General features: G+C 40.2%; 20 protein-coding genes and 1 pseudogene. 4 read left to right on the forward strand and 17 right to left on the reverse strand.

Going from position 1 to position 24,564, the window contains the following annotated elements; all coding sequences use genetic code 11:
• Positions 1-35: 35 nt before the first annotated feature.
• From N5O98_RS20145 to prfB, 5 genes are all read right to left on the reverse strand, one after another.
• Positions 36-1,328, reverse strand: a complete 1,293-nt coding sequence (locus N5O98_RS20145) for an MgtC/SapB family protein (RefSeq protein WP_008776007.1) — start codon at positions 1,326-1,328, stop codon at positions 36-38.
• A 58-nt stretch (positions 1,329-1,386) separates the two neighbouring features.
• Positions 1,387-1,854, reverse strand: coding sequence for a CYTH domain-containing protein (locus tag N5O98_RS20150; protein WP_004324467.1), 468 nt, complete (start codon positions 1,852-1,854; stop codon positions 1,387-1,389).
• A 118-nt stretch (positions 1,855-1,972) separates the two neighbouring features.
• Positions 1,973-3,025 (reverse strand): porin, encoded by a 1,053-nt coding sequence (locus N5O98_RS20155; RefSeq protein WP_008770408.1) that lies wholly within the window; start codon positions 3,023-3,025, stop codon positions 1,973-1,975.
• A 235-nt stretch (positions 3,026-3,260) separates the two neighbouring features.
• A complete protein-coding gene (locus N5O98_RS20160; protein ID WP_004299554.1) occupies positions 3,261-3,395 on the reverse strand; it encodes a hypothetical protein in 135 nt (44 codons plus the stop codon).
• A gap of 84 nt (positions 3,396-3,479) precedes the next feature.
• Positions 3,480-4,596, reverse strand: a protein-coding gene (prfB, locus tag N5O98_RS20165; RefSeq protein WP_117683141.1) for a peptide chain release factor 2 whose coding sequence is annotated in 2 segments (ribosomal slippage) — positions 3,480-4,532 and positions 4,534-4,596 — 1,116 coding nt in all. Because the reading frame shifts where the segments join, the coding sequence is not laid out codon by codon here.
• A gap of 271 nt (positions 4,597-4,867) precedes the next feature.
• On the opposite strand from prfB, the pseudogene N5O98_RS20170 reads away from it, so the two are divergent.
• Positions 4,868-5,194: pseudogene (locus tag N5O98_RS20170) on the forward strand (insulinase family protein); the annotation flags it as partial.
• A 239-nt stretch (positions 5,195-5,433) separates the two neighbouring features.
• Here N5O98_RS20170 and N5O98_RS20175 read toward each other — a convergent pair.
• The 8 genes from N5O98_RS20175 to N5O98_RS20210 all read right to left on the reverse strand — a co-directional run bounded on the left by N5O98_RS20175 (position 5,434) and on the right by N5O98_RS20210 (position 17,483).
• A complete protein-coding gene (locus N5O98_RS20175) occupies positions 5,434-7,248 on the reverse strand; it encodes an AMP-dependent synthetase/ligase (RefSeq protein WP_004309571.1) in 1,815 nt (604 codons plus the stop codon).
• 223 nt (positions 7,249-7,471) lie between these two features.
• Positions 7,472-8,485 carry a DUF1735 domain-containing protein gene (locus tag N5O98_RS20180; RefSeq protein ID WP_004309570.1) on the reverse strand — a complete coding sequence of 338 codons (1,014 nt, stop codon included), beginning with the start codon at positions 8,483-8,485 and terminating at the stop codon, positions 7,472-7,474.
• A gap of 24 nt (positions 8,486-8,509) precedes the next feature.
• Positions 8,510-9,682 (reverse strand): DUF1735 and LamG domain-containing protein, encoded by a 1,173-nt coding sequence (locus N5O98_RS20185; protein ID WP_004309569.1) that lies wholly within the window; start codon positions 9,680-9,682, stop codon positions 8,510-8,512.
• Positions 9,683-9,699: 17 nt separating this feature from the next.
• Positions 9,700-10,818 carry a glycoside hydrolase family 18 gene (locus N5O98_RS20190; protein ID WP_004309568.1) on the reverse strand — a complete coding sequence of 373 codons (1,119 nt, stop codon included), beginning with the start codon at positions 10,816-10,818 and terminating at the stop codon, positions 9,700-9,702.
• 27 nt (positions 10,819-10,845) lie between these two features.
• On the reverse strand, positions 10,846-12,405 hold the full coding sequence (locus tag N5O98_RS20195; protein WP_004313866.1) for a SusD/RagB family nutrient-binding outer membrane lipoprotein: 1,560 nt from the start codon (positions 12,403-12,405) through the stop codon (positions 10,846-10,848).
• A gap of 25 nt (positions 12,406-12,430) precedes the next feature.
• Positions 12,431-15,712 (reverse strand): SusC/RagA family TonB-linked outer membrane protein, encoded by a 3,282-nt coding sequence (locus tag N5O98_RS20200; RefSeq protein WP_004309566.1) that lies wholly within the window; start codon positions 15,710-15,712, stop codon positions 12,431-12,433.
• Between the two features lie 183 nt (positions 15,713-15,895).
• Entirely contained in the window at positions 15,896-16,885 is a 990-nt protein-coding gene (locus N5O98_RS20205; protein ID WP_004309565.1) for a FecR family protein, read from the reverse strand.
• Positions 16,886-16,937: 52 nt separating this feature from the next.
• The gene (locus N5O98_RS20210) at positions 16,938-17,483 is read right to left on the reverse strand and encodes an RNA polymerase sigma-70 factor (RefSeq protein WP_008642840.1); all 546 of its coding nucleotides are present in this window, start codon (positions 17,481-17,483) and stop codon (positions 16,938-16,940) included.
• Positions 17,484-17,727: 244 nt separating this feature from the next.
• Between N5O98_RS20210 and N5O98_RS20215 the strand changes: the two genes are divergently transcribed.
• A complete protein-coding gene (locus tag N5O98_RS20215) occupies positions 17,728-18,795 on the forward strand; it encodes a M20 family metallo-hydrolase (protein ID WP_008642838.1) in 1,068 nt (355 codons plus the stop codon).
• Positions 18,796-18,915: 120 nt separating this feature from the next.
• Here the strand turns inward: N5O98_RS20215 and N5O98_RS20220 are convergent, their stop codons facing one another.
• Together N5O98_RS20220 and N5O98_RS20225 are read right to left on the reverse strand one after the other, a co-directional pair.
• Positions 18,916-20,109 carry a TlpA disulfide reductase family protein gene (locus tag N5O98_RS20220; RefSeq protein ID WP_008642836.1) on the reverse strand — a complete coding sequence of 398 codons (1,194 nt, stop codon included), beginning with the start codon at positions 20,107-20,109 and terminating at the stop codon, positions 18,916-18,918.
• Positions 20,110-20,192: 83 nt separating this feature from the next.
• Positions 20,193-21,212, reverse strand: a complete 1,020-nt coding sequence (locus N5O98_RS20225; RefSeq protein WP_015532198.1) for a DUF2059 domain-containing protein — start codon at positions 21,210-21,212, stop codon at positions 20,193-20,195.
• A 337-nt stretch (positions 21,213-21,549) separates the two neighbouring features.
• Between N5O98_RS20225 and N5O98_RS20230 the strand changes: the two genes are divergently transcribed.
• Complete coding sequence (locus N5O98_RS20230) at positions 21,550-22,017, forward strand: hypothetical protein (RefSeq protein ID WP_008649392.1); 468 nt, start codon at positions 21,550-21,552, stop codon at positions 22,015-22,017.
• A gap of 82 nt (positions 22,018-22,099) precedes the next feature.
• On the opposite strand, the gene N5O98_RS20235 is transcribed toward N5O98_RS20230, so the two are convergent.
• Positions 22,100-22,228, reverse strand: coding sequence for a hypothetical protein (locus N5O98_RS20235; RefSeq protein ID WP_255344231.1), 129 nt, complete (start codon positions 22,226-22,228; stop codon positions 22,100-22,102).
• A gap of 11 nt (positions 22,229-22,239) precedes the next feature.
• The gene (locus tag N5O98_RS20240) at positions 22,240-22,875 is read right to left on the reverse strand and encodes an HU family DNA-binding protein (protein ID WP_004309558.1); all 636 of its coding nucleotides are present in this window, start codon (positions 22,873-22,875) and stop codon (positions 22,240-22,242) included.
• 333 nt (positions 22,876-23,208) lie between these two features.
• On the opposite strand from N5O98_RS20240, the gene N5O98_RS20245 reads away from it, so the two are divergent.
• Positions 23,209-24,552 carry a VapE domain-containing protein gene (locus tag N5O98_RS20245; protein ID WP_022199074.1) on the forward strand — a complete coding sequence of 448 codons (1,344 nt, stop codon included), beginning with the start codon at positions 23,209-23,211 and terminating at the stop codon, positions 24,550-24,552.
• Positions 24,553-24,564: the final 12 nt, after the last annotated feature.

Here is a 24,564-nt window from a genome sequence, read left to right on the forward strand (position 1 = left end):
TGGATTAATGAAAAACGATCAATTGCTCGCTTTTCTTAAATATAGAAGAACAGCAACAACACGAGATTACAAGCAATCACTACACCGAATCCTCCCAGAATCCAAGGACGAAGTTTACTTCCCTTCCCAGCAAAGAATAAAGCATAGAACATATTTACCATTATATTACTGATGATAGCCTGCATACTACAAGCAGTAATTATCAGTGCAGCCACACTGCCTGTATTTTGCAACAAGTTTAATATAAAAGGAGTTATATCACTAAAACCGGAAACAAAAGACAAGAGATTTAATCCGCCTGTGCCCGCATACACTAACGTATAGTGAGTTAAGAAAGTGAATATCACAAAGAGTACGGCAAAAATCAAAGCAACTTTAAATTCCAACGGGTTGCTACTATCATCTTCTTCTGTTTCAGCAGGCTGGTCTTCCGGTCGTTTTTGTCGGGAATGGATAAACCAGGCAACAATAGCCGCCACCACCGCCATAGTCAACAGATACGGATAAATAGACAGGAAGATTTCTCTACTGAAAATAAGTATCAGTATCATAAATCGTAGAAACATCATGCTGACAGCCAACAGCATGGCAGCAACATAATCAGTCGCTTCCTGTTCAGAGGCTTTCCGGCTTTTACGGGCAAGTACCGAGATCGTAGCCGTACTGCTGTATAATCCACCAATAATACCAGAAACTAACGTTCCGGATTCATGGAATACATATCTCTTTAATAGGTAAGAGAGATAGGAAATGCCGGATACTACTACCGTTGCCAACCAGATAGAATAAGGAGTAAGATTAATATCCGGAATCAGATTCTTATGCGGAAGCATCGGTAATATGATACCGCTGATAGCCAAGAACTTGGCTAACGTAATCATTTCATCATTCTTCATCCGTTGAGCAAACTCTGTAAAAGTATGTTTGAGTTCAGTCAGCAGGAGCACAGTCACAACTACCATGACATAAAACCAGGAAGGTTGGGTAGCTACGATAGGAGCCATACAATAAGTAATCAGGGCAATAATGATGGTAGTTACACCAAAAACATGAAATTGTGATTGCTTTACATAATAGTTTAATCCCAACAGCAATCCCAATACCGCTCCACCTCCCATAAACAGACGCATATCCGTAGGGTCTAAGATATAAAGCAAGTAACCCAGTATACCAATAAAGGTAAAGGTGCGGTCGGTTCCGAAAAGAGTAGTTTCCCCCTCACGCTTCAGACTGATTCGACGTTGCGAAAGTCCGATTAATAAAGAAAACAAGGTTACTAAAACAAAAGTAACCAATTCACGCGGCACATAACTGTACAACTGTTCCATATCCATATACTGCTCTCTTTTTTATATAAGAACAAATATACGGTTTATTTGTTAACGCTCACCACGTTTTATACGGTTTTTTCATTAGCTGTGAGTTATAGTAGCGTATGTCGCCCGTTACCTCCTCACCGATAAAGTCGGGCTTTACAAAAGCCTCATCTTCCGATTCCAGCTCTACTTCTGCCACAATAAGTCCTTCATTCTCACCATAAAACTCGTCGACTTCAAATACATGTTTGCCACTACGTACCAAATAACGGGTCTTGTCAATAATCCCCGGTTCGCAAAGCCTCATCAATTCTTCTGCTTCTGATAAGGCCAGCTCCTTTTCCCATTCATAACGACTAGTACCGGAAGCATTAGAAGCTCCCTTTATTGTCAGATAACCTTTATCATCCCGAATACGAACCCGGACAGTACGCCCGCGAGCACTACTGATATACCCCTGCACAATGTGACTTTGCGCAAAAGCCGAAGACTTGAATTCACCGATAACTAAAAATTTACGTTCTATTTCCTGTGCCATGGCACAAAGATAAATTAAAAATTGAAAATTGAGAATTAAAAAATGATAGTTTGACATCTCACATCATGTATCAGAAAACTACAATTCTTAATTCTCAATTTTCAAGTCTCAATTTATTTCAGAATCTCGTCATAAACTCAATCACGATTTTGTCCCGTTCCGATTCTTTTGGAACGCCGGAGTTCTTATAGAAATATTTCTCGAAGTTCAATCGGAGGTCGGCAATGAAAGCTTTGGAAAGACTTAATGTGATTCCGCCTGTCACACGATGTCGGGCATAATCATTTATAATCAAAGCTTTTGTCGTTTCATCCATCTTACCATCACTATGATCGGTCATCATATCATAGCGAGCCAGGAAGGAGATTTTATTGAATACTTTCTTTAATGGTAAATCGTAATTAATAAAACTATTCACCGCATGAACATCTTTAAATGCTTCGTGACCGTACATTTTATATAAATATTCCGCCTCAATATGAAAACGGTCATTCTGATAATAGACACCGGCATCGTACATATTAATCCGCACATTTTCCGGTTTTATCATTTGGGTGCTAAGTGTCAGATTCCAGTTCTTATTAGGCAGTAACTGCGCTTTTATGGAGTAATTCAGCGTTTTATGCCATTCTTTCTGATTTGTCAGACCGGAGCCGTTAAACAATCCCCCTTCAAGAATAAATGGGAAACCGTCTTTATTCGTATAACCAGCCGTCAAACCGACATCACGCACATTTCCTACTTGCTTGGCAATGAATGAACGGTTGGCAAAATACTGCTGATGTGGTGAGCGGTGAGCATCTATCGTGAAAGGAACGCGCATCTGACCGATCGTAAAATTCAGGTCTTTCACCGGAAAAACACGTGCATACGCATCAAGCATCTTGATAGAGCCTTCATCGGAAAGGTCGATTTCCGCTTTATAAGCAACTATCGGATGCACATTTCCCGAAACACTGAAGCGTGCATTACGTACTTCAAAACGGCTTTCACTTGTTTCTGTCTGGTATTCGTACTTTCCCCGGATTGTTCCGTGAATCTCCGGCAGATAATCCTTAAACTCCATGGTCTGTTTATCCAGCATCTTACCATCCCCTGCATCTTCTTTTGCCTGTCCAAAGGCCATTGTCGCCAGCAAAAGCATAACGACGGTTGTTCTGATTCTACTCATTTCAGTTGTCTGCTACTAAATTCACGGCAAAAGTACAACTGTGAGGATACACGGAGATGACAAATTAACTACGGGAAAATGACAGAAAAGTTACATTTATATTACAGAGAACACAAATGCATTACAAAACAAAGAGTTCGCCACAAATTACGCAGATTAACACAGATCGGATTTGATATTCATCCTATCAATAACCAAACAATCTGGGTTAACCGTATAATTTGTGGCGAACTTATCAGCCGAAAAAGGAAAATGCGATCAGCATAATCAATGCCAAAATAATTAATGAGACGAACACTATTTTGACAACCTTCTGGGCTTGTTCTTCTTCTTTCTTACTAATTGCTACTTTTTTCTTCACCTTACCCATAATAGTTAGCTTTAAAGTTCAACGCTAACAAAGTAAGTACAAATCTATTAACTTTCCAAAAATAATTCTTGCTAATTTTATTTTTTATGATTCTTGTGAAGAAAACTCCATCAGATAAGCTTTGATAAAGCCATCTATTTTGCCATCCATCACACCGTTCACATCCGAAGTCTGATAGTTGGTACGATGATCTTTCACGCGACGGTCATCAAATACGTAGCTACGGATCTGGGAACCCCACTCGATCTTCTTCTTACCGGCTTCCACTTTCGCCTGTTCTGCCATACGATGCTGCAATTCCTTATCATACAAGATGGAACGTAGTTGACGCATTGCATTCTCACGGTTCTTCGGCTGGTCACGGGTTTCGGTATTTTCAATCAGAATTTCTTCTTCCTCACCGGTATAAGGATCTTTATACTGATAACGCAAACGGACACCGGATTCTACCTTATTTACATTCTGTCCACCGGCACCACCGCTTCGGAATGTATCCCAAGAGATGTTGGCAGGCAAAATATTTACCTCGATACTGTCATCCACCAGCGGAGTAACGAATACAGAAGCAAAGGAAGTCATACGTTTACCTTGCGCATTGTACGGAGAAACACGAACCAGGCGGTGCACACCGTTCTCTCCCTTCAAATAACCGTATGCAAAATCACCTTCAATATTGATAGTACAGGTTTTGATTCCGGCTTCGTCACCTTCCTGAAGGTTGGCAATGGTAGCTTTATAACCGTTGGTCTCGGCATAACGCAGATACATACGCATCAGCATAGAAGCCCAGTCCTGACTTTCCGTACCACCGGCACCTGAATTGATTTTCAACACACAATCCATCTGGTCGGCTTCGTCACGAAGCATATTTTTGAGTTCGAGTGCCTCTACCGCTTCACTAGCTTTGGCGTAAGCAGCGTCCACATCTTCCTCGGTCACCAGTTCTTCTTTATAGAAATCAAATGCCAGTTCAAGTTCATCTGCCAATGTCTTGAGTTCGTTGTAGCCTTCAATCCACTTTTGCAGGTCTTTCACCAATTTCATTTGAGCTTCGGCCTTCTTCTGGTCATCCCAAAATCCCGGAGCTTGTGTTCTTAATTGCTCTTCTTCGACTTGAATTTTCTTCCCGTCGATGTCAAAGATACCTCCTCAGCGCATCAGTGCGCTCTTTCACGTCTTTAAGTTGTTCAATAGTAATCATTTGATTTACAATTTTATTATTTACAAAATTCAGATATCGGGGGACAAAGATAAGCAAAAATCTGCTACCTTTGTTTTTGTTATTAAAATGTTGTCATATTATGAACAAACTATTGAAACTTTCTTGCTTGTCACTCTTCCTGATATAATATCTGGGTACTTCGGACATGACACCGGAGAAACTGAAAAGTGAATTCTATCGCTTGGCTTGTACTTTCTACGTATCTCCGGGCAACGAACGTACGTATGTCGTACTCTCCGGACTGAATGAGAATATGCCGGAATCGGAGGCTGCATTCAAACTGGCTAAAGACGGATTAACGAACCGCCTGCGTACCGAACGTATCATCAAAGGTGACATCATCTGGAGTTATATCAATGCACAGGACCTAGGCCAAAACGTAGACCCGCGTATCAAGCTCTACAATGATATACAGAACATGACGCTGAAAGACATTGCCGATTTCCAAAAGCAATGGGTAAAAGGACGCACGTATGTTTATTACATTCTGGGAGATAAGAAGGATTTGGAACTGGATAAGCTGAAAGCTGTAGGTCTTATTGAAGAATTGACACAGGAGCAGATTTTCGGATACTAAAAAGGAACGAATAAACTAAGTATGTCTTCTAAATAAGTTTATACTATCAAAATCAAGAAGTTTTTCTTTATAAGGAATTTGTAAAAATGAAAACAATACAAACTAATTAGGGAGATGTACTTATAAATAATAAACGGTGAACAACTCTGCCAATTGCACAGATTTTGTTCACCGTTTTATTGTTTGCAACTTATCGTTTACGGTTTACCGTTTCATATTTAACGTTCACCGTCCATCGCTTATTTCTCATTTTCTTCGTACATCTTTTCAATCTGCTCACTATAATTCTTGGCAACTACCGACCGTTTCAATTTCAACGTATTAGTCAGTTCTCCACGTTCCATACTGAACGGTTCGGGAAGCAGAGTGAAACGTTTGATTTGCTCATAGTGTGCAAACTGCTGTTGGAGTGTATCAATCCGTGCACGAAACAATCCTACAATCTTCGGATGTTTCAACAGTTCCTCCATATCTTTGTATTTAATGCCTTTTTCTTCCGCATACTCTTTCACAAACCCATATACAGGAACAATCAGAGCGGAAACAAACTTACGCTGATCGGCAATAATGGCAATCTGGTCAATATAACGGTCAATAACCAATTTCGTTTCCAAAGCTTGCGGAGCAACATATTTGCCGTTCGATGTTTTGAATAGGTCTTTAATGCGTTCCGTCAGGAAAAGCTGGCCATTTTTAAAGTAACCGGCATCACCTGTATGGAACCAGCCATCGGGTTCAATGGCAGCAGCCGTAGCTTCTGCTTTCTTATAATAACCTTTGGTAATCGTCTTGCCCCGAAGAAGAATTTCATTGTCTTCACCGATTTTCACTTCAATTCCCGGAAGTACAACACCTACTGAACCGATATCATAGCCAACCGGCAATGTACAAGATACAGTGGCCGTCGATTCCGTCAAGCCATATCCTACCACCATATTGATTCCTACCGAATGGACAAATTCATTGATTTCATCGGGGACGGCAGCACCGGCAGTCGGGAAAAAGTTACCGTTCTCAATACCGATTGTTTTTTTCAGTAGAGAGTAGATTGTCTTTTCGTAGAATTTATATTTCAGTTGATTCATCACCGGAGGAGTCTTACCCAAACGCAGATAATCCAGATTATGGATTCTACCTACCCGGATAGCATCCAGCATCAGTGCTTTCTTCAACCCTGTTGTTTCGTTAATTTTCTCCTGTACACCTGCATATACTTTCTCCCAGAAACGGGGAACACTACACATCAGTGTCGGACGAATTTCCTTAATCGTTGTCTGAATATCCGCCGGACGGAGATTGATACAAATCTGCACTCCTTTATGAATACAGAGATAACACCATGCTTTCTCAAACACGTGTGTCAAGGGGAGGAAGTTCATAGATACATCCTTATCCGACATGGTCGTCAAACGGTCATCGTGTGTATGAAACTGTTCCAGATAACAGGAATGATGAAGCATGACGCCCTTCGGTTCACCCGTTGTGCCGGATGTATAGAGAATGTTTGCCAAGTCATCGTATGAAGCCCGTTCGGTACGTTCTTCTACCGTATCATTGTGAGGCAATCCCTCTCCCATCGCCATAAACTCATCAAAATAGATAGACGATACGTCGCGGGGATCTTTCACTACCGAACGGTCAAAAATAATCAGTTGTTGCAGAGAGGTGCAGAAACCAAAGATGCTGAAAGCAGCATCATACTGGTATTGCTCGCCTACAAAAAGGAAACGAATCTGCGCATCATTAATGATATATTGCGCCTGCGCAGGTGAACTCGTTGCATAAAACGGAATAGTAACAGCCCGATTGGCAAACGCGCCAAAGTCGACATAGAACCATTCGGGTTTATTTTGTGAAAATATACCGATATTCTCTTGTTCTTCCACTCCCAATGCCACGAAAGCATTAGCTGCTTGCCGTACTGTTCTGGAGAACTGCTTCCATGAAATAGGAATCCATTGAGCTGTCTCATAGTCACGGTATTTTAAGGCTACCTTGTCGCCATATTTTTCGGCTTGACGATGGACCAGGACAGATAAATGATGATAAGTCATACTCTTTGTATTAGTAAATATGGTACAAAGGTATTGGTTTTACTTCATTTAGGCAACATTAATCCAAGAGTTTTGCAACGCAACATTATGAATCAGACATTTGGCAATAAAAACCAAACGGTTATAAACCAAACTATGCCAGCAAAGCCTACTTCATCTTTACCGGCATAGTATAAATTACATTCTACTGCAAATTAGGAAAAATAATCATATTCCCTAACTCCTATCGATACAACCGTATTTCAGCACATAATGCATTTATAGACCCACCATTAGAGAAATTATCCAGTACATGCACTGTCAGATATCGCACTTTTATGGGCGAATAAAAAGCTATTTCCCAAGGAGTATGATCAGAAGGCATTCCTGTTGTACATGTCGCTATACCTATGCGCGTCAAATTATCCGGCTCATCCCCACCTAATAATTCCACTTTTGAATAATCCAAATTCCATGCTCCCCAATAACCAGCAGGAGTAATTGAAAGCCCTATAATTTCCTGAGGCTCATGCATATGAAATGGTATTTTAGCATTTGGATAGCCAATATAACTCATTAGGAACGTGTTCATGTTATCATCACTTAAATCTTGTGTAGGAACTCCATATCCTCCAATCACATCATAAGAAGTAACATCAATCATTGTTTTATCTTTCAAACTGCCATTCACATCTATATTCGTGATTTCCTTATTCACTTTCCATAAATATGTACTATAATTTTCACTTATCTCAACTGCATCAGTAGTTACCAAAGACAAAGCTACCATTCCACTCTCAGCAAGTTCCTTAAGTGAGCCAGATTCCTCATCAAGCGTGAAGGATATCATCTCCTCACTTTCAAGTTCTCCCTTTTTGATGGTAACCGTTTGATTCAGAAAGGAGATTGCGTCTTCTCCCAACCATGTTACATCATCCTCTCTAGCATCCGATACCGAATTTTCCACTTTCATCGAAAAAACCAAATCCTGGGGAGCAGCATTGGTCAGTTGCACCCGGAGATCCACCTGTTCGGAACCCGCAATCAAATCTCCTCCGTTTCCTGTCTGCACAACTGTAGATTCCATATAATTCTTGGGATAAAAACAACGGTTGTCAATAAATGCTTTGACAATGTCACCACTGTTTTCTTCCGGAAAAAGAGTGCTTCCCACTTCCCGTTCACTTTCACATGCAACAAACCACAATGGCAAAAGCAATACCATCGAAGTTATAATATTCTTCTTTATTGATTTCATGATATTTCAATTATAATACATTATTTAATTGTTAGCATTGAGGCGAACATTATCTCTCCATTCAACAGGATCAATACACCATGCCTCATTTCCATTTCCTGTAGCATCGGTAAACCTGTCACCTTTCCCTTCATTGAATTTAAAATAAGCAAACAAGGCATTGGAGTGAGGATCGGTCGCATACAAGTTGTTGGCTATTTCCCGCTGAGATAAAGCACGCTTCCATAAGCGGAATTCACTCATCTGAACATCTGCTTTCAAATATTCGGTATTTCCGATTTTACATTTCGTTTTACTGAGATTCGTCACTTTACCCGGTACATCTATCGAATTATCCAATTTTCCGTCAACATACAGATACAACTTGCTGCTTGTACATACCCAAGCTATCTGATACCATTTATCCTCTTCAAACAACGTTGCACTGTTCATCTGTAAGCCTTGCGTCTTTATCTGCAAACGGTTTCCTTCAATGGGGGCATCACCAAAACGAGTATAAATCTGCCCGTCCGATTCGCCCAAACTGCTTGAACCATCAAAAAGGGCCTGATTATTCAATTCCCCAACCTTCTTCCCAAGTTTGCTCATATTGACACAGAACTCTAAAGTCCATTCGCTTAAAGATAAATCTTCAATCAAACTGAAAGCAACATTATGTCTAGAGTTGAAAACCGGGACTGAAGTCACAATGGCCGGGTCAAGCAAATAAAGTATAGTACTTCCGGGTTTCAAGACCTCTGTTGTACCATCTTTACTCTGAAGTGTCAAAGCAATGGCGTATTTATTTCCGCTATCTTTCATTTCCTGCGTCAAGGGAAGAATTTCCAACCCTGACGATTCCGAAAGAACCTCTCCCTGCTTTATCACAGCCTCTTTCCCCTTAAAATTATACTGTTCGGCAGGAAGAAATTTATAGGATGTATAATTAACTTCATTATACTTTGCCAATAATTCAGCATCTTCCACAAACTCAAAATTATAGTCTTTCTCTGCCGGATCGGAAAGACGCACATTCAAATTGGCTGTCACCAAATCTTGATCAATAAACACTTTTAATGCAGTATTCGGATTCGTACCAGTTTGTGAAATATAGGCCTGATTATGTAACACCGAATATTCGGCATTATCACAACCGACAAACAGACATGTAAAGAATAATAGTCCGATTATATTTTGTTTTAATAAATATCTGTTCATTTTTTATTCGTTTTTATTTACTTAATACTTGGATTCTGAATTTGTATGGCTTTACGCAACGCCGGATAAGTTTCGCTCCCTTGTGCATTCACTTTATACTCATATTCCATATGGTAAGTTCCTACACCGCCTTTGCGATATTGTATGCCACCAACCGACGGATTCCAATAAGCAAAACCACTAAGTGAATTTATCTCCGTGCCGTCAGGAAGTATAAAAGCCGCCCCACCAGTCTTGGCATGATCCTCAAAATTCTCACAGATAATAATCTTTTTCGCAATCTCTCCAGCTGTCGCCACATCTTTGAAGTGGGCATACTGTTTGTCGAAGCGAGCATCCAGCCGACTGTTGTCTTGCTTATAATAAGTTGTATACGTTTGCAGAATCAGATAATCAAAATGGTGAAACAGCTCAGCAGGCAGTGCATCCGGTTCACCATCCACAACCAGCATTTTTCCCGTACCAGACTTCGGACCGACTCTCTTCGACATCGTTTCCACAAACTTCGCGATTACTTGACCGTTATTTTGCCAAAGTTCCTTATCGGTAGGAAACGGATGCTGTACATTCGGTTCAGCATCAAAATCGAACCCATCATAATTATACTTTTCGATCGTATCACACAAGGCGTTCGCATATTTCTCCACTGCAACCAACCGATTCTCCAGTGAATAGTCCCACCCCCAGAACTTATGTCTCCAGTCTTCTATAGATGTACCATTGTTTATTTCCTCCTGTGGCATCGGCGGTGTAATCTGGTCGCCAATATCAAGCACCAAGAAACAGAACAATACCTTCGTTCCCTTTTTTTCTTGCACATAACGTAAATCTTCCATCATAGCAGGTGACGGATTCTTCCAGTTTCCCCACAATGACACAAAATCTACACTATCCGGCAATCCTTTTAAGGAATTCTCATAAGAAGCACCGGTTCCCGTCCAGTTACCATACCATCCGAACGCAACCGGATGGTCACTCTTTTTATATTCACGCAGACGGGCATAATAAGCCTCATCCTTATTAGATATAGTCAGATTCGCAGGATCTTTAATTTCCGTATCCAACCAATCATCACAGGCCGTCAAAGCAAATGATATTCCTAAAATTCCAAAGAAATATTTATATAATCGTTTCATTTTTATAGTTTTTTACATTTAGATTTCTTACTTGTTACCGCCATTTTGCCACCACATCCTTGCAGCATAATCATCTTTCCCGCCTAACATTTCAACAGCTTTCCGATAATTTTCCTGATTATTGCCATTCATCTCTCTCGGATCAAACGGAATACGATTCGGCACATCCAGATCGTATCCATTGGTGGACTGAGCCACAGGAAATACGCAAGGATAACCGGTACGACGTATTTCATTCCATCCTTCCTGACCATCAGGAAACAAAGCAATCCATTTCTGTACAATCAGCCTTTCCATTTTTCTTTCGGGGGAATCATTATCATCCCACTTCACCGTGATTGTACTGACAGGTGCATGATTGCCTCCATATCCATCCGCAGCATCATAATAATACTCTTGTGTGTTTTCCGAATTTTCCAAGTAGTAATATTCCTGGCCGGCCACCCCCCATTGTTCAAACGACAAACGAACCGCCTGATTATAAAGCGCACCGGGAGTTCCTCCCATATCCCAACCTAACATCGCACCTTCAGCCCGGCAAAATGTCATCTCGGCAGCCGTCATCCACATTCCCCTTGAGTCTTCCTCAATATTGGCAGCAGAATATTTTTTCATAGCAAGGTCCTTATTGGTCACGTTGGCACCTGCACGGCAACCCACAACCGAACGTCTACCATATTCTTCCGTATTTTTAAAATACTGATAAATACGCGGGTCGCCAAAACCATTCATATAACTTTCCAAATCGGCACAGGCACGACTGTCTCCCCAGTCGACAGAAGTCTTATACTGTCCATTGGGAATATATGTTATAGCGCAATTGTCCTCGTTCTGTTCAATAACTCCCGCTTTATACGCTTCCACAGCAATTCGCTGAGCTTCATCCTGATTGACAAATCGCATGCGGATGGCCATACGCAACTTCAACGAGTTTGCAAATTTACACCATTGATTCATTTTACCTCCATACACCTTATCCGCATCCGCTTTCAAAACCAATCCCGGATTCGTCTCCACCAAAGGAGTTATGATGGAAATTGCTTTATCCAGAGTCTCTATGAGATGGCTATACACTTTCTCTTGAGAAGAATAAGCATTGGCATCTTCTTCCACCCCAATAGGAAGAGGACCGTATGTATCAGTAAAACGCAACATTAACTGCGCACGTAAAATTAATGCCAATGCATACATGGGGCCCTCTTCTTGTGTGAGGACAGCCACAGCATTAAATGAAGACGTCGCTTTGGCAAACACATCCCGCCACGGTACGATTTTCCAATCGTCCGATGCATTAAAACAAGTATAATTCTTCACCGAAAAATCCGGCTTCACATAAGTCATGTAACGCCCCAAATAATTACCAATAAGATCTTCCGTATTTTGATAAGTATTCTCCTGTTCAGGAAAAGCAAAGTTCTGCAACTCTGTGATAAAAGAGGAAACCGCATAGTCGTCTCGTCCAAGCTCTTCCAACGAAGTCTCATGTCCCGGACGGTTAGCATCCTCAAACCCCGCAGTACAAGAGGTAATCCCGAATAGAACAAATGAACCGATCAACCAACTTCTCACTATATTTATTTTCTTCATCATCTTTCTTTTTTTTAAGTTAATATCAAAGTTTCAATTTGATGTTGAATCCCAGGGTACGCAAACTTGGTTGCATAAAATAATCAAACCCTTGATAATAAGTCCCTGTTGACGCAGTTGATTCCGGATCAAACGGAGCCTTCCTGTATATCATAAACAGATTATTGGCAGTCACTCCCAAGGTCAGTTCTTTACTCTTCAACCATTTTCTAGGTAAAGTATAGCTAATATGAGCTTCCTGTAAACGTACATTGGTCGCACTGTAAATATATTCGGACCATATAGGGTTGTCTCCACCTACTACCGCATAATATCCTTCGGCTGAGATTTTTCCGGTATTTACTGCTATACCACCATTATTTCGTGCTTCAGCACTCACCGCTGAAACGCCATACTCATCCAGAATAGCCTGTGTCTGTGACATACATATACCTCCCAGGCGCGCAGTCAGGACAAATCCCAGATTCACACCTTTCCATGAAAAATCATTTGAAAAACCAAGATTGCCTTTAGGCAATACCGAACCCCGGTATTGTGGATTGGACAAGTTGGTCTGCATCACATTCCCGTTGGAATCAAGAGCGATATTCCCCTCAGCATCACGCTTAAAGTCAGTATATGTATAAATATCGCCCATACCGCCACCTTTTTTCAGGACTACTCCGCAACCACTAAGTCCTGCCTGCCTTACCACCTCGTTAGGATTCTCCAACAGTTCTACTATTTTGTTACGGTTCATACTGTAAGCCAATGAAGAGCTCCATGTAAAATCCGCCCAGGATTTAGTATATCCCACCGATAATTCCAATCCACGATTCCTGATATTACCTGTTTGAATATATTCCTTATTAAAACCTGCAGCTCCAGACGTAACATCCCGCAACAATGTCTGTTTGCGTGTATTGGATTGGTAAACAGTCAAGTCAACAGACAAAGCATTTCCAAACAAGCGTGCAGTGACACCTGCCTCCCATGAATCCGTACGTTCCGGATAAAATTTCTTCGGAAATTTGTAAGTTACTGTTTTATAAGTTCCCAAAGCGGGATTATATTCATACCTCCATGCCGATGACAGATTAGGCTCAATAGCCGAACCGACAGACGCCCACGAAGCACGTACTTTCAAATAATTAATCATTTGTGGCATCTTCGCCATTTCCGAAATAACCGCAGATACCCCTACAGAAGGATAGAAGAATGATGTTTGTGCGGTTCCATGCAAAGCTGAGTCCCAATCATTACGACCGGTCAGAGTCAAGTAAAGCATACTTCTATACCCCAACTCGGCACTGATAAACATTGAATTGATATAATGTTTGTAGCTCTCAAAAATAGGACGATTGTCATTGGTTGCGTTTCCATAATCTATAGCATTCGGTGTAAACACATTAGAAGGAGCTTTCAGACCTCCCTGAAAACCGGTAACATCATATTTCAAACGGGAAAATGAAGCACCCATATTAGAAGAAATGCTAAAATTCTCCCCTAATGTCTTATTGATATTAAGCATCAAGTCTCCATACAATGTCTGATCATTAATCTTATCATAGCCATAAAAACCGTAATCGGAAGGTGCAAACAACTTTAATGTAGAGGCATACCGTTTATCTTCCTGCTTAGTGGCAGCATCATCCCAGCGCAAACGCCCGGTAACATTCAGCCAGTCTAATATTTCATATTTCAGGCTGGCACTCACCATATAACGATTCCGGTCATTAGTGCGATTCATACGGTTTGCCACCCAATAAGGATTCTGCATCTTAAGAGCATCTCCATAGTTCCAATTTTGCACATATATCTTACGAACAGGATCATATACCTCAAATGTACGGATTGCATCAAAACTTTCTCCCCTCGGGAAAAGATAAAGAGAAGTCAAAGGGTTAAACCACTGACCTTGAGCCATCAGATTTTTATCTTTCTCACGAATATAATTAAAGTTAAAATCACAAGTCATCTTATCATTCAAGAATGAGGTGGTATTACGAAACGTAAAATTATACCGATCATATGAGTTATTAGGAATAATCCCTTGTGCATTCGTCGTACCCACAGAAAGATATGTCTGATTCTTGCTAGTACCTGCTGTCAGTGAAATATTGTTTTGAATATTAGTACCCGTATTAAAGAAATCAGCCGGTTCATAAGTACCGAATTCCGAAGTAGCTTTATCTCCCCAAGTTTTTATCTCCCCCGGACGATTCACATATTGGTCCTGAAACTTTGGCATTACAAATGGATTGGCAAACTGTGAACTATTAGAAATCGTGACGGACACTTTTCCTTCTTGCCCCTTCTTAGTAGTAATCATAACCACTCCCTGAGCAGCAGCCGAACCGTAAAGAGCGGCAGCAGCCGGTCCGCTAAGCACCGAAATAGACTCGATATCTTCCGGATTGACATCCGCAATACTTTCTGTCCCCGGCTGATTCGCATACATCATTGCATCCCCCTTCAATTCTCCCTGGCTTCTACCAGTCACAGGAATACCATCAATAACATAAAGAGCCTGATTACTTTGGCTGATAGACTTCGGACCACGCATCACCACACGGGCAGCGCCGCCCATACCAGCTGAGGAAGCATTGATATTCACTCCTGCAACCTTACCGGACAATGAATTCATGAAATTGGCACTCTTCACAGTAGTGACAGCATCATTGCCCACTTTCTGAACATTATAACTTAATGCTTTCTCTGAACGCTTAATTCCTAAAGCCGTAACGACCACTTCCCCCAGTTCCTGAGCTCCATCCTCCAAAACAATATTGACAATATTTTCTGTAGCATGAGTCTCTTTTGTCTGATAACCTACGTATGAAAAAACAAGAACAGGCGTTGCAGTCTTAGTTGTTATTTTATAATTGCCATCCAAATCGGTCACCGCACCGTTAGTTGTTCCTTTTTCAATCACTGTAACTCCGATTAACGGTTCTCCTTTCGCATCTACAACATTGCCGGATATATTTCTGCTTTTAGCCTTTTTGATATTTTGTTCCGGCACAATCATTATATAATTATCTTTTATCAAATATGTAAAACCTGTTCCTTTAAGAATTACTTTCAAAGCTTGCTCCAAAGGTTGTTTTTCAATATCTAAAGATATTCTATTCACAGGAAGTTGAGAATCATTATAAGAAATAGACATGTGGGTTAACTTCCTGACTTCAGCCAATGCTTCCTGTAGTGAAATATTTTTTCTTTTTATTGTTATTTTACTACTATTCTGAGCATAAATCGCTGACCCTACTAATAGCAGACAAATTATTAATATACTTTTTCTAATGTTTTTCAGATATAAATTCATATCTTAGCAGCGTTTTAGTGTTAAAATCATAATATTTTCTCAAGTCAAACAAAGGTAGTAAACTATTTTTTACACCATTTTAATACTAAACTTATTTCATATCCGGAGTAGGTGGGGCCTTCTCCGGATATTTTTCTACATAGGCGGAGTAAATTGAGCGTTAAATAATAAGAAAAATATTCATTACCAAATTATATGGCAGGCATTGTCTTTCAAACGATAATCAAATTGGCCGACAACCACTTGCATCACTTCCAAAACTTCTTCCAGCCCTGCATTTTCTTTAAACACAAAGTTGTAGCGATCCTGATTACGTTTCTTCGTAGAAACATAAAACATAATTCCAAAATGACGCTCCAATGTCTGTATAATTTCAGCAATTGTGGCTTTATTAAATACAATTTCCCCTCGTTGCCATGCCGTTACATCTTTCATGTTGGCAGTCAGCACTTGGCAGTCAGCTGTACATTTATTATACACAACCTGATATCCGGGAGTTAAAACATAACTAATCGTATCATTACAGTCCACTCGTACTTTCCCTTCGATCAAAGAAGTGGTTATTATATCTTCTTCCGGATAAGCTTTCACATTAAACTCTGTTCCCAAGGCAGTTATTGCCATATTTGATGATCGCACAATGAAAGGTTTCTCCGGATTTTTTGCCACTTTAAATTCGGCTTCTCCCATCAGATAAACCGTTCGGGTCTTGCCCTCCAGATTTTCAGGATAAAATACATATGAACCAGAATTCAGACATACGGTAGTTCCGTCCGGAAGACTGATTGTCTCTCTGGCCCCATTATTCACATAATGTTCCACCATTGCGATATTGTCCCTGTCAAAATGATTATAACTTACCCACAAAGTAGTTGTCACAGACAGAATGACGATAACAGCAGCTGCCGCAACAGATTTCCACAACTTCCAACGATTTACATTTGTAACCATTGGAGTATATTCAATGCCGATTTTATCCAATACCTGCTGAAACGAATGCTCCATACCGTGTCCAAACTTTCCTTTCGTCTTAAACCATAAATTATGAAGCGCCATTTCTTTCTCTTCTGCAGAATCAGGACTAATCATCCAACGATGAAATCTGTCGATTGTCCGCTTTGAATAATCAAAGTCAATAAAAGAGCGTAGCTGTTTTTCCAATTTACTTTTCATCTATACCAAATCAAGTGTTACATATAAGAGACAACTTGCCAGACATACATACTTAGTCTAAATAGAAAAAAAATAAAAATAAAATGATTTTTTTTAGATCTTGAAGGGCTTTATAGATATGTTGCTCAACTGTACGAACCGAAACATTCAACTTCTCAGCAATTTCCGGTGAAGTCATCCCTTCCTCTCTGCTCATTAAAAAAACACGCCTGCGCTGTTCCGGCATGCGTTCAAGAGCCATCTGAACAAAAAGCTCAAGTTCATGAGCACAAAATTCATCATCCGGCGTAGGCAATCCCAGTTCCGCCATTCGCATTTTTTCTGCTGCAACATCCAAGTAGTCATATTCAACAGCCTTATGCTTCAAAAAATTATAGATATGGTTTCGTACAACTGTATATAAATAACTATCCAATTTTTCACGTTCTAACCATAAATCCGGTTTCTCCCATAGCTTAACAAATATATCTTGAGCTATATCTTCTGCATCTTCTTCTGATTTTAACAATTGCCATGCGAAAGTTTTTACTTTGGGGAAATTCAGATCAAAAAACTTTTTAAAACGAAGAACTTTATCTTCCATTCGTGTGATAATCATCATGTATATCCATTAAGATTAACAAGTAAAATATAAAACCCTTCAACAAAGTTAATTATTAAATAATTTATCAACAACCTTTTTCATAAGAAAAGAATCAAAAAAAGAAAGATTTCAATAGTTTTCCGGACCTAAGCAACTAATAATCAATAGATAAGAATTAATTCATTATTTTTATTTGAAACAACTGTGCAAAACGACTATCTTTGTGCAAAGATTAAGGTATAGATAAAAGATTTGCACTATGAAATATGATATTCCGTATATGACAACAGAGGCTGTAAGCCTGCTTAAATCACTGATTAGTATTCCTTCAATCAGTCGGGAAGAAACCCAGGCTGCGGATTTCCTGCAAAACTATATTGAAATGGCAGGTATGCAGACGGGACGTAAAGGAAATAATGTGTGGTGCTTTAGTCCGATGTTTGATCTGAAGAAGCCGACTATTTTACTTAACTCCCACATAGACACAGTGAAACCGGTTAACGGTTGGCGGAAAGATCCGTTCACTCCACGTGAAGAAAACGGTAAGTTATATGGATTAGGAAGTAACGATGCCGGTGCCAGCGTTGTTTCGTTATTACAGGTGTTCCTGCAACTATGTCGTACTTCGCAAAAATACAATCTGATTTATCTAGCCTCTTGTGAAGAAGAAGTCTCAGGAAAAAACGGAATTGAAAGTGTATTGCCGGGACTTCCTCCAGTCTCATTCGCTATCGTAGGAGAACCTACAGAAATGCAACCTGCCATTGCCGAGAAGGGATTAATGGTACTAGATGTGACCGCAACAGGTAAAGCAGGCCACGCAGCACGTAACGAAGGAGACAATGCAATTTACAAGGTGTTAGACGACATAGCTTGGTTCCGTGACTATCGTTTTGAGAAAGAATCACCCTTGTTGGGTCCCGTGAAGATGAGTGTCACTGTTATCAATGCCGGTACACAACACAATGTGATTCCCGATAAATGTACTTTCATCGTCGATGTCCGGAGTAACGAGCTTTACTCAAATGAAGAATTGTTTGCTGAAATCAAAAAGCATATTTCCTGTGAAGCCCAAGCTCGTTCATTCCGTCTCAATTCTTCACGAATCGACGAGAAACATCCGTTTGTTCAAAAAGCTGTGAAGCTAGGACGCGTTCCTTTTGGTTCTCCAACATTGTCCGACCAGGCACTAATGTCCTTTCCATCAGTGAAAATAGGTCCGGGCCGTTCGTCACGCTCACACACGGCAGAAGAATATATCATGTTAAAAGAAATAGAAGAAGCTATTGGACTTTATTTAGAGCTATTGGACGGGCTTCTGATTTAAGCCATAGCTATTCATACTTGCTGTAAGAAATCCGATATAACTGTCACGGCAGGTATGAATTGTCCACCAATACGAACAAATTCATCCAGATTAGCAAATCACGATACTATAATACAACAATCATTCCAACAGATTAAACAATGTCTTTTCCAGCTTCTTACTTCTTAAATCTTTTGCAACAACAATGCCCTCCGGATCTACAAGAAAAGTTTTGGGTATTGCATAAATACCATATACATCAGCAGCATCCACATTCAATACTTGTGTCCAGTTCATTCCGAGTTCTTCAATAGCAGTCCTCCAAGCTTTCTGTTTCTTATCTATAGAGATACTAATCACCTCAAATCCCTTAGAAGCATATTTCTCATAAGCAGCTTTCACATTGGGCATTTCATTCCGGCACGGACCGCACCATGAAGCCCAAAAGTCTATTAACACATACTTCCCCTTACCTACATAGTCGGACAACTGTTTTATCTCTCCAGCATTGTCTTTCACCTTAGCGTTCGGAAAACGTTCGCCAATCTTTATCTTAGCGTCCATTGCCTGCCGTTTCTTTTGTTCTTCACGCTCCTCCGGAGTCATTTTCTTTTCACGCTCGGCCTCAAAACGCCGGGCCATTTGCCTCATTTTTTCTAATTTATCTTTCACCAATACATGCTGCGCAAACACAGAAGAAGCCTCGCTCATCATATCTTCCAATAGACTGTGATATATAGACACTTCTTTTAAAGATAACAGAAATACTCCCACCAAACTGTTTTGGTGTTCTTCTACAAAAGCGCGAATCGAATCCCTCTGTGCCAAATCTATCTCCACATTTCTCCGCCATATTGCAGCAAATGCAGTATCCCGTTTCAGTGCTTCTCTAAAACTCTCTCCGGATTTTTGGCTCATGACAAGTGAAATATTACTTTTCACTATTTGTTTGTTATTATTTATCACCGACTGCATTCCTTTCCAAGCCACATCCAAAGTATCATTCAGCGGCGTACCTCCTACGGTCCTCGTGGTAAGATTGATCACAATCTTTCCTTTTTCGAGAATCAACGGATAAGTTTCTCCATCCCTATCCTTAATAAGTGCAATATTCGGTGTCTGACGTACACCAGAAAAAGAGAACTTTCCCTTTTTCACTTTTGCACTGTCGAGAACGACTTCTTTGGCTTTTTCTCCATCATCCATCAGACACAAATACAACAACTGATTATTCAATTCCTCATTAGCAATACCTTGGATAGAGAATTTCTCTTGGGCAGAAGAAAATATAGCAATAGCACAAAAAGTGCATAAAATCATAATTCGATTTCTCATATAGAATAAATTTATATCAAAAACAGTAAACACTCATGTTCAATACCTGCTATTATCATTTCAAATTCTGATAATCATTTAAACTAATAATAGATCTTCTTATTTTTCTTATCGGAAATGGTCTGATAATCTTTCACCTTTATATTAAAATATGATTTAGACTTTCCATCATCATTAGAAGGCAACTGTTCTTTATCTTTTTTGTGTGGCAACTCAAGAATATCTATTTCTTTCACACTCTTCTTCAGTTTCGGGAATAAAAGACTGATATAAATATATTTATGATTAAATCCTTTGACAGCCAACAGCCTCCCTATCGGAGCTCCACCATCATATCCCCGCACATTATACTCATCGCCACTTTTCTTATCGATAATCTTAAATCCCGGACTATAATACAACCATTGCCAATCCCAATAAATAGGTTGTATGAATGTCACTTTAGTATCATTCTTTCTCCTTTCAATCGAATATAAAGAAGGACTTGTAGACATCCCATTTTCATACGCTTTCTCATACACTTCTTCAGGAACTATAACTATACTATCGCTTGGAAGCATATAGGCTTGTGCATATAATTCTTTATCACGCTTCTGCTTTTGCTCATATTCTTTCAACCGCTGTTCACCTCTTTTTACTCGTTCACTTTTCTCCGGCATTACCTCTTTGGACATCTCTGTATGGAGTTGCTGCACTAACAACGGCGTTGTCTCACGCATAACAATCAATGAAGCCTCTTTATATTTTTTACCTACGGGAGATTCATAAAATGCAGCAACAGCTTTTAATTCTTCCAATGTTAAATGCTTCTCATAAACAGGCATATACATTTCAAACACCTTATTCTCTACTTTCTCTTTCCAGTTTTTAGAGAACTCATTCCAATAAGCCTCATCCTTTTTCGGCGCATTCAATTTCATTATAGATGATAATCTCTGGAGAAAGTCATCCGTAGTAGTCGAAGTACCAGAAAAATCCATGATTTTCTTCAACGTTTCTTTGTACTCATCTGTCGCATTTGTATTTTGTGCAGAAGCTGGTAAAATTAAAGTAAACAGTGCAATTATACACATCGTTACTTTAGGAAGGAAAATGTTTTTCATAATTATCTAATTTTATTTATTTTGATTCCATATTTTATTTTGCATTTCCTACAAAGATACACATTAAATCTATATCATTTAATAGAATAGTACAATCAATGAGGCTACTATCCGGCTGCCCTGCAATGTATAGATAAACGAAATACCCCCTATTCATCCCTAATTATAACATTCATCCCCCTCTCTTATCAAAATGGCTTTGAACAATTCATTTCATCTTTTGATATGATATTATTATCTTTTTCTCACATACTTCGTTCATTTTTCGCAATTAACGCTATCTTTGCAATAGGTCGCTAAATCTAAATAAGGCTTTCAAAATACATAATATACGAATATGAAAAAGATTTTATTTTTATATATCATTCATCTAGGATTTGCCCTACAACCCATACAAATTCAAGCTTGTTGTCTCGACAATGAGGTTGTTCTCGCCAATGGAACTGCCATTATTCTACAATCACCTAAAGTGGACAATACCAAAACCATTCAGTTCATCAAAGATTTCTACGCAAACTACGTTTTTGGAGCAAAAAATTATGTTCCGGCAGTAAAAAAGCATTGTACAGCCAAATTGCAAAAGCAGCTGAAAGATAACTACGAGTATGACGGCGAAGGATATGCGATATGGAACTTCCGAACAGGTATGCAAGACGGACCAAGCGACATATCTAAAGTAACATCAGTAACTACATTGGGAAATGGTTTATACAAGGTCAATTTCATTGATATGGGAATAAAGGGTAACCGTACTTTGAAAATTATCGACGTAAACGGGACACTGAAGTTCGATGCTATTAAATAATCCCCTCTAAGCAGATATATTATCAATTTAACAGATAACTAAAAAAGCCTTACTATTCAATCAAACAATGAAAGTAAATCATCTATAAGACTACATCCTTCACCGCTTTCACCTTCTTCCTGAAACCTCCATCCAGAGCAGGAAAGCGGGTGAAAGCGACCATGCAAAGCCCTTCTATCCTACTTTCAAAGGTTTCACCTACACAATTCAAATCGTTTCCATTTACCGCCGAAGCACATCACGAGACACCCCGTAATAACCCGCTGCAGCCACATAAATCGGCTGCATACGTTTGCCGATATTTTTCAATTTGCCTTCTTCCAGTAATCGCCGGAGGTGACGGTTCGCCGTAGTCCGTGTCATGCAGCATACCTCCTGAAAATCATAACGAAGCATTACGTCATGATCGGCGAAATATTCCTTCAGCCGCATATCTATCTCCACCTCCGACAAAGATTCCGAATGGCGCGCATACTTACTCCGGCTGGCTTTGACACCTACTAATTCACCCCGCAGGCGGGCATCCGGACGGAAACCGATTGTTTTCAGTTCCATCTTCGACCATTTGTTTTTAGTACTGCGGGTCACCTTTTGCGTGCTCCTCAAAATAGGGGCAAAATAGCCTAGCCCCTCGATATGTACCTCGCGTCCTTCACGTAGTTCTTCACCACAAATTTGGGCAAGCATCTCGAACGCATTTTTTACATCACCTACAGAAAGCGAACTGCGTCCGTGAATCATCCGGCACAGTTTATCCGTTCCCACCTTACCATTCAAAAAAATGCGGGGATGCAAACCTTTCTCTTCCGAATCATCGGACTCACCGGGATTCTCATACCAATCGTAAAGTATAGCCATTAGTAGTTAACGTTTTGATAGTGAATATATTTCATGTAAAAACTTTAAGTTTATCATCAAACCACTACCGTGGTTCATTTAAATCACAGTTGTTATCCAAGTAGATCACTTTTGTCATTTGATTAAACCACGAAAGTGAATCAACAATAACTCTTCGTCAAAGATACGATAAAAAATAGAGAAAAGGACGATAAGAAGCCGCCTTCTTCAGTCAAGTAGAAATTTATATTTTTTCCGGAGAAACACTTGCAAACCGGTATCATCCTATAGTACATTCGCAGTATCAGTGCTGAACAATAAACCGATTTTAATCACTTAAAAATAGAAAAAACAATGAATGCAATAACATTGATATGGAGACAGGTATTGAAGGAACTAAAATTGTTTCAAATGAAGGAAAACAAAGAAGATGCAGTTGAGAAAACAGACAAAGAGCCACAGAAAACGCTAAAATGTCATGAAGATAAATATACCGTTCCCCTGCCGGACACAGCACCGCCTACTGGAAGGGAGAAAGAGACAGAACGAAAACAACCGGTCCGATTAACCCAAGAGGTACGTACATTCCTGCAAAAACAGTATGACTTTCGTTACAACCTATTGACGGAAGAAACGGAATATCGTCCTGCCAACAAGCGTGCCGTTCCTTTCGAACCTGTAAGTAAGAGGGAACTGAACACTTTCTGCATGGAAGCACACGACCAGGGCATATCCTGCTGGGATAAAGACTTGAGCCGTTACATTTATTCCACTTGTATTCCCGAATACCATCCTTTCCGGCTTTACATGGAAGAACTGCCCGGCTGGGATGGGACAGACAGACTGGAGGCTTTGGCACGGCGTGTCTCTGACCATCAGCTCTGGATAAAAAGTTTCCATACCTGGATGCTGGGACTCACCGCCCAATGGATGGGCATGACGGGAATACATGCCAACAGTGTAGCCCCCATACTTGTCAGCAGCGAGCAGGGACGACAAAAATCCACATTTTGCAAGGCACTGATGCCGCCGGCACTGTCACGTTATTACATGGACAACCTGAAACTGTCTGCACAAGGAAAACCCGAAAGGTTACTTGCCGAAATGGGACTTCTGAACATGGATGAATTTGACAAATACGGAACGCAGCAAATGCCATTATTGAAGAATCTGATGCAAATGGCAAACCTGAATATCTGCAAAGCTTATCAAAAGAATTTCCGCAACTTGCCGCGCATCGCTTCTTTCATCGGTACAAGCAACCGTTTTGACTTGCTCACCGATCCCACCGGTAGCCGGCGATTCATCTGCATTGAAGCAGAACATTTGATCGACTGCGAAGGTATCATGCACGATCAGATCTATGCCCAACTGAAAGCTGAACTGCTCTCCGGCATCCGCTACTGGTTCACAAAAGAAGAGGAACGGGAACTGCAACGCCACAACGCCGCTTTTTATCATCCGTGTCCGGCAGAGGAAGTCTTTCATGCCTGCTTCCGGATAGCTAAAGATGATGAAGAGGGAAGCGAACGGCTCTCGGCTTCGGACATATTCAGAAGACTGAAAATGTATAACCCCGCTGCCATGCGTGGAAGTAATCCGGCTACGTTCGCGCAAGTTTTGCTTGCGGCAGGTGTCACCCGCAAACATACCAAATATGGGAATGTATATTTGGTGAAACCGATGAAAGCGGCATAAAGCTCCAAACAG

This window comes from Bacteroides sp. LFL-34, from assembly GCF_027257075.1.
GTDB classification, from domain to species: domain Bacteria; phylum Bacteroidota; class Bacteroidia; order Bacteroidales; family Bacteroidaceae; genus Bacteroides; species Bacteroides ovatus.